The sequence below is a fragment of the Jatrophihabitans sp. genome, from assembly GCF_036388195.1.
Taxonomy (GTDB): domain Bacteria; phylum Actinomycetota; class Actinomycetes; order Mycobacteriales; family Jatrophihabitantaceae; genus Jatrophihabitans_A.
In genome coordinates, this window is the sequence record NZ_DASVSG010000110.1 from 22,252 (window position 1) to 33,941 (window position 11,690).

General features: G+C 70.9%; 14 protein-coding genes. 10 read left to right on the top strand and 4 right to left on the bottom strand.

Going from position 1 to position 11,690, the window contains the following annotated elements:
* The first annotated feature begins 143 nt into the window (after positions 1-143).
* Positions 144-911, top strand: a complete 768-nt coding sequence (locus tag VF612_RS11475) for an SDR family NAD(P)-dependent oxidoreductase (protein WP_408659987.1) — start codon at positions 144-146, stop codon at positions 909-911.
* 24 nt (positions 912-935) lie between these two features.
* Here VF612_RS11475 and VF612_RS11480 read toward each other — a convergent pair whose 3' ends face one another.
* From VF612_RS11480 to VF612_RS11490, 3 genes are all read right to left on the bottom strand, one after another.
* A complete protein-coding gene (locus VF612_RS11480; RefSeq protein ID WP_408659988.1) occupies positions 936-1,679 on the bottom strand; it encodes a DUF6318 family protein in 744 nt (247 codons plus the stop codon).
* A 37-nt stretch (positions 1,680-1,716) separates the two neighbouring features.
* Positions 1,717-2,382 carry a hypothetical protein gene (locus VF612_RS11485; RefSeq protein WP_408659989.1) on the bottom strand — a complete coding sequence of 222 codons (666 nt, stop codon included), beginning with the start codon at positions 2,380-2,382 and terminating at the stop codon, positions 1,717-1,719.
* Between the two features lie 223 nt (positions 2,383-2,605).
* Positions 2,606-3,175: a DUF6318 family protein gene (locus VF612_RS11490; RefSeq protein WP_408659999.1), complete on the bottom strand. Its 570-nt coding sequence runs from the start codon at positions 3,173-3,175 to the stop codon at positions 2,606-2,608.
* On the opposite strand from VF612_RS11490, the gene VF612_RS11495 reads away from it, so the two are divergent.
* Positions 3,057-3,338: a hypothetical protein gene (locus VF612_RS11495; protein WP_408660000.1), complete on the top strand. Its 282-nt coding sequence runs from the start codon at positions 3,057-3,059 to the stop codon at positions 3,336-3,338. The genes VF612_RS11490 and VF612_RS11495 overlap by 119 nt on opposite strands.
* Here the strand turns inward: VF612_RS11495 and VF612_RS11500 are convergent.
* Entirely contained in the window at positions 3,335-4,594 is a 1,260-nt protein-coding gene (locus tag VF612_RS11500) for an ArgE/DapE family deacylase (RefSeq protein WP_408659990.1), read from the bottom strand. The two genes, VF612_RS11495 and VF612_RS11500, sit on opposite strands and share 4 nt — an antisense overlap.
* A 58-nt stretch (positions 4,595-4,652) precedes the next feature.
* Between VF612_RS11500 and hemB the strand changes: the two genes are divergently transcribed.
* The 8 genes from hemB to VF612_RS11540 all read left to right on the top strand — a co-directional run.
* Positions 4,653-5,651 (top strand): porphobilinogen synthase, encoded by a 999-nt coding sequence (gene hemB / locus VF612_RS11505; RefSeq protein ID WP_408659991.1) that lies wholly within the window; start codon positions 4,653-4,655, stop codon positions 5,649-5,651.
* Entirely contained in the window at positions 5,648-6,472 is an 825-nt protein-coding gene (locus VF612_RS11510; protein WP_408659992.1) for a GNAT family N-acetyltransferase, read from the top strand. The genes hemB and VF612_RS11510 overlap by 4 nt, the downstream gene beginning before the upstream one ends.
* A gap of 102 nt (positions 6,473-6,574) precedes the next feature.
* On the top strand, positions 6,575-7,450 hold the full coding sequence (locus VF612_RS11515; RefSeq protein WP_408659993.1) for an ABC transporter substrate-binding protein: 876 nt from the start codon (positions 6,575-6,577) through the stop codon (positions 7,448-7,450).
* Positions 7,450-8,340: an amino acid ABC transporter permease gene (locus tag VF612_RS11520; RefSeq protein WP_408659994.1), complete on the top strand. Its 891-nt coding sequence runs from the start codon at positions 7,450-7,452 to the stop codon at positions 8,338-8,340. The genes VF612_RS11515 and VF612_RS11520 overlap by 1 nt, the downstream gene beginning before the upstream one ends.
* 26 nt (positions 8,341-8,366) lie before the next feature.
* A complete protein-coding gene (locus tag VF612_RS11525) occupies positions 8,367-9,134 on the top strand; it encodes an amino acid ABC transporter ATP-binding protein (RefSeq protein ID WP_408659995.1) in 768 nt (255 codons plus the stop codon).
* Between the two features lie 146 nt (positions 9,135-9,280).
* Positions 9,281-10,582 (top strand): glutamate-1-semialdehyde 2,1-aminomutase, encoded by a 1,302-nt coding sequence (gene hemL, locus VF612_RS11530; protein ID WP_408659996.1) that lies wholly within the window; start codon positions 9,281-9,283, stop codon positions 10,580-10,582.
* Complete coding sequence (locus tag VF612_RS11535) at positions 10,579-11,220, top strand: histidine phosphatase family protein (RefSeq protein WP_408659997.1); 642 nt, start codon at positions 10,579-10,581, stop codon at positions 11,218-11,220. The genes hemL and VF612_RS11535 overlap by 4 nt, the downstream gene beginning before the upstream one ends.
* A gap of 152 nt (positions 11,221-11,372) precedes the next feature.
* On the top strand, positions 11,373-11,690 hold a 318-nt coding region (locus VF612_RS11540; protein ID WP_408659998.1), incomplete at its 3' end, for a TlpA disulfide reductase family protein.

Genomic DNA, 11,690 nt, shown 5'->3' on the forward strand with positions numbered 1-11,690 from the left:
CGCTGTACGAGCGGGCGCCGGTTCGCAGGCCTTCGGGTGCTGCGGCCGGCGCCCGTTTCGCTTGCCGTGGTGTTGTGCCCGGGCACTAGCGTGAGTCGGACGGGCCTCCGGTAGTCGAGGCGCCAACGGGGGTGGGTGGAGCTATGCCGGTGCTGGACACGTTCGCCGTCAAGGACCAGGTCGCCGTGGTCACCGGCGGCAATCGTGGCCTGGGCCGTGCGTTCGCGCACGCGCTCGGTGAGGCAGGGGCTTCGATAGCGATCGTCGCCCGGAACGAGGCGGCGAGCGCTGCCGTCCTGTCGGAGCTGGCCGCGAAGGGGATCCGCGCGCTGGCGTTCTCGGCCGATGTGTCCGATCGGGCCGCGGTGGCGAGCGCCGCGGAGCAGATCACGGCGGAGTTCGGCCGCGTGGACATCCTGGTCAACAACGCGGGGACGTGCGTCCACCGCCCTGCCCTGGAGGTGACGGAACAGGAATGGCGCTCAGTCATCGACGTGAACCTGACCGGCGTCTGGAATGGTTGCCAGGTCTTCGGGGCACTGATGGTGCAGGCGGGTGCGGGAGCCATCGTGAACGTCGGGTCGATGTCCGGCCAGATCGTGAACCGTCCGCAGTGGCAGCCGGGGTACAACGCGTCCAAGGCCGGGGTGCATCACCTCACCAAGTCGCTCGCGGCCGAGTGGGCCGTCCACGGCGTCCGGGTCAATGCGGTCGCGCCCGGTTATGTCCGGACCGAGATGACACCGCTCGATCGGCCGGAGTTCGCACAGCATTGGATCGGGGACACACCTCAGCAGCGTGCTGCCGAGCCGGAGGAGATTGCTCCGGCGGTGGTCTTCCTCGCCAGCCCCGCGTCCTCGTTCATGACCGGCACGGTGCTCGTGATCGATGGCGGTTACACCGTCTTCTAGTCCACGCTGGTTCGGCTGCGGCTGTTATCGCGCGCCTGCGAGGTACGTGACCTGCCAGAGCCCTGATGACGATGTCGTACACAACTTCCACCGCAGGCCCGGGTGGGCAGGTTCCTCGTGGAAGACCGTGCCGGTGCGATTCACCTCGGACTGAGCCGTGCTGTCCACGGGGACGATCGAGCAGTGGTCGGCTGGCGCGGTGACCGGCCCGATGGGCGTCGCTGTTGCGGGATGGATGGTGAGCCGGCCGCCCAGGTACCAGTGGCGCTGGGCGGCGGCCTTGCTGATGCCGGTGGCGAGGTCGTTGCACAGTCCGCACGACGGGCCGGTGTAGTGCTTCAGGTAGGAGGCATTGGTGGTGGCGTAGGCCCAGTCGAGGGTGCGCATGTAGAACTCGGCGAAGGCGTTGGCGCCGGCCTGGGTGCGGGCTTTCGCAGCCGCGGGGTAGAGCGGGGGCTTCTCGCCGGGCTTGACGTTGTGGCCGGTCAGGGGCACGTCTGCTGGGTAGGGCTGGGCGCTGGGCGTCGGGCTGGCAGCAGCTGCGCTGGTGCTTGCCGTGGCGCTCGTGCTGGGCACGGTGCTTGCAGCGGGCGCCGTCGTGGTGTTCGGGCCCGCCTGACTGGTGCAGCCGCTGGCGAGCAGGATCAGCCCACCGGCCAGCGACCATCCGGCCCGTCGCGCCCACCTGCCCACACCGGCCATGATGCCCTGCATCTTGGAGCCAGCAACCAGCAGCCGACCTGTGGAGAACAGCCAGCACTTACCCACAGGACTTGTTTCGTCCTTCGATCCACTGCCTGGGCGTTCAGCGGGGTGGGGTGAGGGTGCTGCGGGATTGTTTGACGGTGAGGGTGGTTCGGGATGGCTGGGTGGCGGTGACGTCGCCGGGGATGTCGGTCCAGGCGCCGGTGGCGATGCGGAATTGGGCGTGCCAGTAGACGCGGGCGGTGACGGTGACGGTGCCGCGGGTGGTGTAGTTGTGGCCGAACCGGTCGGCGCAGGGCCCGCAGTCGTGGGCGGGGTGGTAGGCGGCGCCGGGGGTGGTGAGGGTGTCGGCTGTGCCGTCGCCGAAATCGAACTCGGCCCGGTCGTAGGTGATCCGCAGATCGACGGGGAAGCCGATGAGTGTGGCTCGCCCGAGGCGCACCTGGGTGGGTGTGTTGACCCAGAACAGGGTGCGCAGGTTGATCAGGGCGGTGCCGGTGCTGGGGGAGACGCCGAGCGCGGGTGGGCGCAGCAGCCGGATCACCTCATCGCGCAGGGCGGCGGTCGAGGGCATCGGGGCGGCGGCGCCGGCGCACCAGGCGGCGATCGGGACGGCGGTGTTGTCCAGGGAGATCACGGTGATGAACTGGTGCGGGTTGGGCGTGCCGGGCACCGGCGGGCAGGGGAAGCCGGTCGGGCCACATGCTGGGTTCCAGTGGGTGTGGTCGTCGGTGGCCGTGGCGTAGCCGCAGTCGATCACCAACACCGGCGACCCGCCGCTGCCACCCGGCAGATCCGTCGGCGTTACCCCACAAGCCCCCGACACACCGACAGCTCCGGACCAGACCCGCCATACCAAGATGTGTCAACACTGCTACCGCATCCCGGACCTGCTGCACTCACCGCCGGCGCGTAAATCAGTGCGAGAGCGGCGGCCAGGATGGTTAGCACAAGACCACAGTTCATCGGCCGACCCAAACGGTTGGGCGTCATGTGGATCGTGCCCAGTAGGTGATCCGCCATTCGGTCTTAGCCCAGTCAGCGCATAGCTTGAACGCGACGCCGGAGTGGGCTGCCTCGCCGTTGAATACCTTGCCAGTCCGATCCACCACGCTTTGGGCAGTGCCACTGATACGTACCTTCGAGCAATAAGCAGCAGGTGCCGTAACAGGCCCTCGCGGCGTGGAAGATACTGAATCGATCGATAGCCGACCGCCGAGGTACCAGTGGTTAGCTTCGGCAGTCCTCTGAATTCCTGTTGCTAGTCCACTACAGAGCCCGCAGCTGGCCGCGTAGTAATGCCGCATATAGGAAGGATTGGTAGTGGCGTAAGCCCAATCCCATGTGCGCATGTAGAACTCGGCGAAGGCGTTCGCCCCCGCCTGGGTCTTGGCCCGGGCAGCCGCCGGATACAGCGGTGGCTTCTCGCCGGGTTTGACGTTGTGGCCGGTTAGTGGCACGTCCGCCGGGTACGGCCGGGCGCTGGGTGTCGGGCTCGCCGACGCCGCACTGGTGCTGGTCGCGGCGCTGGTCGACGGTGGCGAGGACGCCGGGGTCACCGTCGACGCGTTCGGCCCGGCCTCGCCGGTGCAGCCGCTGACCAGCACAGCACCGGCCACCGCCAACCCGGCCAACCACGCACGCCTACCCATACCGGCCATGATGCCCGATTGGATCTTGAACCTCGCAACCGGCCGCCAACCTGTGGATAACCCCGGCTAGACCGTGCCGGTCAGCCGCAGCACAGCCACGATGAGGGTGCGGGCAACCTGCACCGTCTCGGTCAGCGACACCCGCTCGTGCGCGCTGTGCGCAACGGCCGGCTCGCCCGGCCCGTAGTGCAGGGTAGGGATCCCGGCCCCCGCGTACAGCCGCAGGTCGCTGCCGTACGGAGCGCCGCGCTCGGCCACCTGCCCGCCCACCGTGTCGGCATGCGCGCCGGCCACCACCGAGCGCAGCGGGTCACCGGCCGCCAACCGCCAGCTGGCGAACTGGCCGCCGCTCCACCGCACCGAGGCCGGATGCGCGCGCAGCCACGGATCGGCGTCGCACACCTCGGCCACCCGCTGCTCGAACGCGGCGCGAGCCGCCAAGGGGTCCTCGTCCAGCAGCACCCCGTACCGGCCGTGCGCGACCAGCAGATCCGGCACCGTGCTCGGCCAGTCGCCCGCCGAGACCTGCCCGATCGACAGCGGCGCCGGGATCTCGTACCCGGCCAGCAGCGGGTCCCGCTCGGTGTTGCGTTCGGCCTCCAGCGCCCGCAATCCGGCGAACAGCGGCAGGAACTTCTCGATGGCGCTGACCCCCGCCGTGCGGATGCTGCCGTGCGCCGCCACGCCGGGCACGCTCAACTCGAAGGTCAGCGCGCCGCAGTTGGCGGTGATCAGGTCGAGCGCGGTGGGCTCCGGAATCAGGCAGGCATCTCCGCGATGCCCCCGGCGCAGGGTGGCGAACGCTCCCAGCCCGCCGTCCTCCTCGCTGGCCACCAGATGCAGCGCCAGCCGGCCCGCAAGCGACACCCCACTGGCCCGGATCGCCGCCAGCGCGGCCAGGTTGGCCGCCACCCCGGCCTTCATGTCGCACGCCCCGCGTGCGTGCACCAGGTCGCCGTCCACCTGCGGGGTGAACGGATCGCCGGCCCAGGCGGCGGGATCCCCGGGCGGCACCACGTCCACATGGCCCTGCAGGATGACCGTGGGGCCGTCCCGCTGCTCGGTGCTGGCCACCAGCCCCCAGATCTCGTCCCGCTCGGCCTCGGTGCCCGGGAAGTCCGGGTCGGCGCGCAGTTCGGCCAGCTCCGGCTGCCACAGGTCGACCTCCAGATCCAGCCGCTCGGCCTGCCCGGCGAGCGCGTGCAGCAGCTCGGTCTCGGCCGCGCTGCCGGTGATGGACGGCGCCGCGAGCAGCTCGAGCAGGCCGCGGTGCAGCGCCGGCTCGTCCAGGGCGTCCAACGCGCGCCGCTCGGTGTCGCTCAGCATCCCGGCATCATGCCCTCACCAAGCTGTCACCAGCACTACTGGCGGGTACGTTTGACGCGTGACCGAACTGCCTGCCCTGCCGTCCTTCCCGGTGTCGCGCCCCCGCCGGCTGCGCCGTACCGCCGCGCTGCGCCGGATGACCGGTGAGATCTCGGTACGCCCGAACGACCTGGTCCTGCCGATGTTCGTCGCCGAGGGGGCCTCCGAGCCCCGTCCGGTCAGCTCGATGCCCGGGGTCGTCCAACACTCCCTGGACTCGCTGGCCAAGGCGGCGATCGGCGCGGTGGAGGCCGGCGTCGGCGGGCTGATGCTGTACGGCATCCCCACGCACAAGGATCCCAGCGGCTCGGGCGCGGACGACCCGGACGGCATCCTCAACCTGGCCCTGGCCCGGCTGAAGTTCGAGCTGGGCGACGCGACCGTCCTGATGGGCGACCTGTGCCTGGACGAGTTCACCGACCACGGCCACTGCGGGGTGCTGTCCACCGACGGCTCGGTCGACAACGACGCCACCCTGCAGCGCTACGCCTTGATGGCGCTCGCCCAGGCCGAGGCCGGCGCGGACCTGCTCGGCACCAGCGGCATGATGGACGGCCAGGTCGGCGCGGTCCGGCGTGCCCTGGACGGGGTCGGCCGGCCCGACGTGGGGGTGCTGGCCTACGCGCCCAAGTACGCCTCCTCGTTCTACGGCCCCTTCCGAGAGGCGGTGGACTCCTCGCTGACCGGTGACCGGCTGGCCTACCAGCAGGACCCGGCCCGCGGTGTCCGGGAGGCCCTGGCCGAGGCCGCGCTGGACGTCGCCGAGGGCGCCGACCTGGTGATGGTCAAGCCCGCGCTGCCCTACCTCGACATCCTGGCGGCCGTCGCGGCGGCCTCGCCGGTTCCGGTCGCGGCCTACCAGGTGTCCGGCGAGTACGCGATGGTCGAGGCTGCCGCCGAGCGGGGCTGGATCGACCGCGAGCGGGTGATGCTCGAGACGCTGCTGTCGATCCGCCGGGCGGGCGCGGCCATGATCCTGACCTACTGGGCCCACGAGGCAGCTACCCTGCTGCGATGAGGACCGGCGCGGCGCCGAGTGGGCGTGGCGCCGGGCGGCATACCCGCTACCGCGGCGCTGTCCTGCTGACCGGGCTGATCCTCCTCGGCTGGCTCTGGGATCTCGCGCTGGGCGGCGGCCGGGCGCACGCGGCCGCCTGGCTGGGCGCGCTGATCGTGGTCGGCGGCATCGGCCTGCTCGCCGCCCGCGGCGCCGCCGACCCCGAACCGGCTCCTGAGACCCCGACGGCTGAACCGCCTGCCCAGCAGACGGCCGAACCGCCTGCCCAGCAGACGGCCGAACCGCCTGCCCGGCAGCTCGTCATCGAACCGCCTGCCCAGCAGCTCGTCATCGAACCGGCCACCCCGGCGGACCTGCCGGAGCTGATCAAGGTGGAGGTCGCCGCCGACGTGCTCTTCGAGGTCGCCGGCTACGGCAGCACCCCCGGCCCGGCCGGCCTGGGCGAGCTGGCCTCGGCCCGGCTGCTCCTGGTGGCCCGGTCCCGGCCCGGCGACCTCCCGGTCGGCTATGTGCGGGTGGAGCTCGTCGACGGCCAGCCGCACATCGAGGGCCTGTCGGTGCGGCCGAAGCAGATGCGCCACGGCATCGGAACCGCCCTGGTCGACGCGGCCTGCCAGTGGGCCGCCGAGCAGGGATACCACCAGATCACCCTGTGCACCTTCGGCGACGTGCCCTGGAACGGGCCCTTCTACGTCCGGCTGGGCTTCACCGAGATTCCCGCCCCCAGCCCAGCGCTCCGGGCGCTGCGGCAACGCGAGGCGCAGCTGGGCCTGGACGGGATGGGTCGCCGGTGCGTGATGCGCCGCCCGCTCGGCCGGTAACCAGCCCAGCTACCCAGCAACCACGCACTTGCCTATCAGGTGAGTAGGAAAGACGGTCCCGCGCCGTATGCTGGTGCCTCACCGTTTCGAGGAGCTCCCGCCATGCTGGTCCGTTCTGCCGCTGCCGTGTCGCTGTCCCTGGCCCTGCTCGGCGCAGCCGGTTGCTCTCCGACCGACACCAAGACCGACACCCCGGCCGCCAGCTCCGCGGCCAGCGCCGCACCCAACGAGTGCGACAAGTCCAAGCTGAGTCTGCTCAAGCCCGGCACCTTCACCGTGGCCACCGACAACCCGGCCTACGAGCCCTGGTTCTCCGACAACGACCCCAGCAACGGCAAGGGGTACGAGTCGGCGGTCGCCTACGCGGTCGCCAAGGAGCTGGGCTTCCAGCCGTCCGAGGTCAAGTGGGTCACCGCCTCGTTCAACAGCGTGGTGACGCCGGGCCGCAAGAACTTCGACGTCGACATCAACCAGGTGTCGATCAGCGACGAGCGCAAGAAGGCCGTCGACTTCTCCACCGGCTACTACGACGTCGCGCAGTCGGTGGTCACCTACCAGGGCAGCAAGATCGCCAACGCCAGCTCGCTCGCCGACCTCAAGGGCGCCAAGCTCGGCGCGCAGGTGGGCACCACCAGCTACACCACCATCACCGACACCATCAAGCCGTCCCAGAAGCCGGCGGTCTACGACACCAACGACCTCGCCGTGCAGGCCCTGAAGAACAAGCAGATCGACGGGATCGTGGTGGACCTGCCGACCGGCTTCTACATGAGCGCCGCCCAGCTCGACAACGGCAAGATCGTCGGACAGATCTCCTCCGGCAGCTCGCCGGAGCAGTTCGGCTTCGTACTGACCAAGGGCTCCAAGCTCACCTCGTGCGTCTCCAAGGCAGTCGACGCATTGCGCGGCGAGGGAGCGCTGACCCGGCTGCAACAGCAGTGGCTGGCCACCGCCGGTGGCGCTCCTGAGCTGAAGTGATGGCGCCGGCGCCGCAGCCGATCGCGCCCGCCGGCTCTTCCAGCTGGCAGCCCTCAGCACTGCAGCGCCAGCGGCTGGCCTACCGGCGGGGCCGGACGATCCGGTCCGGCATCACCGCCGCGCTGAGCACCGTGGTGCTGCTCGCCCTGGTGGTCGGCGGCGTCACCTCCTCACCCGGCTGGCCCCGGGTCCAGGAGACCTTCTTCAGCTGGGAGAAGGCGAAGGAGTCCTTTCCCGCCGTCGCCGCCGGCCTGTGGCTGAACCTGCGGGTGATGCTGATCTGCGCGGTGGTCGTGGTGCTGCTCGGCCTGTTGCTGGCCATCCTGCGCACCCTGCGCGGGCCGGTGTTCTTCCCGCTGCGCATGTTCGCCGCCGCCTATACCGACCTGTTCCGCGGCCTGCCGCTGATCCTGGTGCTGCTGCTGCTCGGGTTCGGGGTGCCCGCGCTGAGCCTGGGTGGGGTCTCGTTCCAGCCCGTGGTGATCTACGGCGGCGCGGCGCTCGTCCTGACCTATTCGGCCTACGTCGCCGAGGTGTTCCGCGCCGGGATCGAATCGGTGCACCCGTCCCAGCGCGCGGCGGCCCGCTCGCTCGGGCTGAGCAACGCCCAGTCGCTGCGCCACGTGGTGCTGCCGCAGGCGGTCCGCCGGGTGCTGCCGCCGCTGCTGAACGACTTCGTGTCGCTGCAGAAGGACTCCGGCCTGATCTCCATCCTCGGCGTCATCGACGCGATCCGGGCCGCCCAGATCTCGACGGCACGCGACTTCAACTACACCCCCTACATCGTGGCCGGCTTCCTGTTCGTCTGCCTGACCATCCCGCTCACCCGGTTGACCGACTGGGTCGCGCGGCGGCAGGGCTGGTACGGCGTCGCCGGTGGCGCCGTATGAGGTGGCGATCCCGTCCCGAGCAGCCGGTGATATCCACGACCGGGCAGGCCGCCGGCCTGTTGTCGATCCGCAACCTGCGCAAGTCCTTCGGGACGAACCTGGTGCTCGACGACGTCAGCCTGGACGTCCAGCAAGGCGAGTGCGTGGTCCTGATCGGCGCGTCCGGCTCGGGCAAGTCCACCCTGCTGCGCTGCGTCAACCTGCTCGAGGTGGTGGACGACGGCGTCATCGAGCTGGCCGGCGCCGACATCACCGATCCGCGGGTGAACGCCGACCAGGTGCGCTCGCGGGTCGGCATCGTGTTCCAGGCGTTCAACCTGTTCCCGCACCTGACGGTGCTGCAGAACGTCACCCTCTCCCCGATCAAGGTGCACGGCCTGCCGCGCGCCGAGGCCGAGACGCGGGCCCGGGCGATGCTGGAGCGGGTGGGGCTGTCGGACAAGGCGACGGCCAAGCCGGACGAGCTGTCCGGTGGCCAGCAGCAACGAGTGGCGATCGCCCGGGCGCTGGTGAACTCGCCGGTCCTGATGCTGCTGGACGAGGTGACCTCGGCGCTGGACCCCGAGCTGGTCGGCGAGGTGCTGAGCCTGCTGCGCGAGCTCAAGGATGAGGGCATGACGATGCTGATCGCCACCCACGAGATGGGCTTCGCCAAGCAGGTCGCCGACACGGTGTGCTTCCTCGACGGCGGCCGGCTGCTGGAGGTCGGCCCGCCGAGCCAGGTGCTGGAAGATCCGGAGCAACCGCGCACCCGGCAGTTCCTGGCCCGGATCATCGAGGCCGGCCGGCTGTGACGAGGCCCGGCCGGCTGTGACGCAGCCCGGCCCGCTGTGACGCAGCCCGGCCCGCTGTGACGCAGCCCGGCCGGCTGTGACGCAGCCCGGCCCGCTGTGACGAGCCGGGGTCGAGGCAGCTGCCACAAAGCTGGAAGAATGGGCGGGTGAGCGACGCACCCATCTCAGCCGAGCTGTTCGCCCGGGCCCAGAAGGTCATCCCCGGTGGGGTCAACTCCCCGGTCCGGGCCTTCCGCGCGGTCGGCGGCACCCCTCGATTCATGGTCAGCGGCCAGGGCGCGTACCTGACCGACGCCGACGGCCGGACCTACGTCGACCTGGTCGCCTCCTGGGGGCCGATGATCCTGGGCCATGCGCACCCGGCGGTGGTCGAGGCGGTCCGCCAGGCGGCCACCCGCGGGCTGTCGTTCGGCACGCCGACCATCGGCGAGGTGGAGCTGGCCGAGGAGCTGATCGCCCGGGTGGCGCCGGTGCAGGAGGTGCGGCTGGTCAACTCCGGCACCGAGGCCACCATGTCGGCGATCCGGCTCGCCCGCGGCGCCACCGGCCGCGGCAAGGTGATCAAGTTCGCCGGCTGCTACCACGGCCACGTCGACTCGCTGCTGGCCAGCGCCGGCTCCGGAGTGGTCACCCTGGGGCTGCCCGACACCCCAGGCGTCACCGGCGCCCAGGCCAGCGAGACCATCGTGCTGCCCTACAACGACGTCGCCGCCCTCGAAGCGGCCTTCGAGCTGAACGGGCCGCAGATCGCGTGCGTCATCACCGAGGCCGCGGCCGGCAACATGGGGGCGGTGGCGCCGCTGCCCGGCTTCAACCAGGCGCTGCGCGAGATCACCGCCAGGCATGGCGCGCTGCTGGTGATGGACGAGGTGATGACCGGCTTCCGGGTCAGCCGGTCCGGCTGGTACGGCCTCGATCCGGTCGAGGCGGACCTGTTCACCTTCGGCAAGGTGATGTCCGGTGGCCTGCCCGCCGCTGCCTTCGGCGGCCGGGGCGAGCTGATGTCGTTCCTGGCGCCGGCCGGGCCGGTCTACCAGGCAGGCACCCTGTCGGGCAATCCGGTGGCGGTCGCGGCGGGGCTGGCCACCCTGCGCAATGCCGACGCCGAGGTCTACGCCCGGCTGGACGCCACCGCCTTCACGGTCGGCCGGCTGGCATCCGAAGCCCTGACCGCCGAGGGCGTCGCGCACCAGCTGCAGTACGCCGGCAACCTGTTCTCGATCTTCTTCGGCGAGTCCCCGGTCACCAACTTCGTCCAGGCGCAGGCCAGCGAGACCTTCCGGTACGGCCCGTTCTTCCACGCCATGCTCGATGCCGGGGTGTACCTGCCACCGAGCGCGTTCGAAGCCTGGTTCGTCACCGCCGCCCACGACGACACCGCGATCGCGCGGATCGCCGACGCGCTGCCCGCCGCTGCCCGGGCCGCCGCAGCGGCGGCACCGAAGTGACCCGGACGACAGTTCACCTGCTGCGCCACGGCGAGGTGTTCAACCCGCACAAGGTGCTCTACGGGCGGCTGCCCGGTTTCCGGCTGTCCGAGGCCGGTGAGGCGATGGCCGAGCAGGCCGCCGGCCACCTCGCCGGCCGGGACGTGACGTACCTGGCCTCCTCACCGCTGGAGCGCGCGCAGCAGACCGCCAAGCCGATCGCTGCCGAGTTCGGCCTGGACGTGGTGGTCGACGAGGACCTGATCGAGGCCGCCAACGCCTTCGAGGGCAAGCGGGTCGCAGGACGCGGCGGAGTGCTGAAGCACCCGAACAACTGGTCGAAGTTCCGCAACCCGGCCCGGCCGTCCTGGGGGGAGCCGTACTCCCAGATCCTGCAGCGGATGCTCGCCGCCGCGCAGCGCGCCCGCAAGCAGGCCGAGGGCCACGAGGCGGTCTGCGTCTCCCACCAGCTGCCGATCGTCTGCCTGCGCCGCTACGCCGAGGGCAAGCGGCTCTTGCACGACCCGCGCCGGCGGCAGTGCTCGCTGGCCTCGCTCACCTCGCTGATCTTCGAGGACGAGCGGATCGTCGCGGTGGCCTACGCCGAGCCGGCTGGCGCCACCCCGAACCGGATGGAGCAGCAGCCACCCGGCGCCTGACGCAAAACCCCCTCGCGGGCGCCGGTGCCGGGAAATGTGTGCCGATTCCTGTGCCGCGGCACAGCCGGTGCTCAGGGAAACGGGGCAGTGCTGCTGTGCCGTTGCGCACGCTTCACACTGTGGGGGTGAACCCGTTGCACACTGGGATGGCTATGACATCTCGTACCGCCGTGCTGGCCACGGCGCTGTCGGCTGTCCTCGGGCTGTCGGCGTGCAGTGGCGGCACCAATGCCGTCGACCAGAACGCGGGAAACCAGTTCCGCTACGTCCAGGCCAACAAGAAGGGCTCGGTCATCGAGGCGGCCCGGCGCAAGCAGGCCGGGCCGGGGAGGGGCACCCTGCTGACCGGCGGGGAATACCGGCTCAGCGACGACCGGGGCAAGGTCGTGGTGCTGAACTACTTCGCGTCCTGGTGCCCGCCGTGCCAGACCGAGACGCCGCAGTTCGACTCGATCTACCGCGAGCGCAAG

Bases quoted from the DNA above. Each gene is read 5' to 3' on its own strand.
- VF612_RS11475 (WP_408659987.1), top strand. From the start codon at position 144: ATGCCGGTGCTGGACACGTTCGCCGTCAAGGACCAGGTCGCCGTGGTC.
- VF612_RS11500 (WP_408659990.1), bottom strand. From the start codon at position 4,594: ATGCTGAGCGACACCGAGCGGCGCGCGTTGGACGCCCTGGACGAGCCG.
- VF612_RS11510 (WP_408659992.1), top strand. From the start codon at position 5,648: ATGAGGACCGGCGCGGCGCCGAGTGGGCGTGGCGCCGGGCGGCATACC.
- VF612_RS11515 (WP_408659993.1), top strand. From the start codon at position 6,575: ATGCTGGTCCGTTCTGCCGCTGCCGTGTCGCTGTCCCTGGCCCTGCTC.
- VF612_RS11520 (WP_408659994.1), top strand. From the start codon at position 7,450: ATGGCGCCGGCGCCGCAGCCGATCGCGCCCGCCGGCTCTTCCAGCTGG.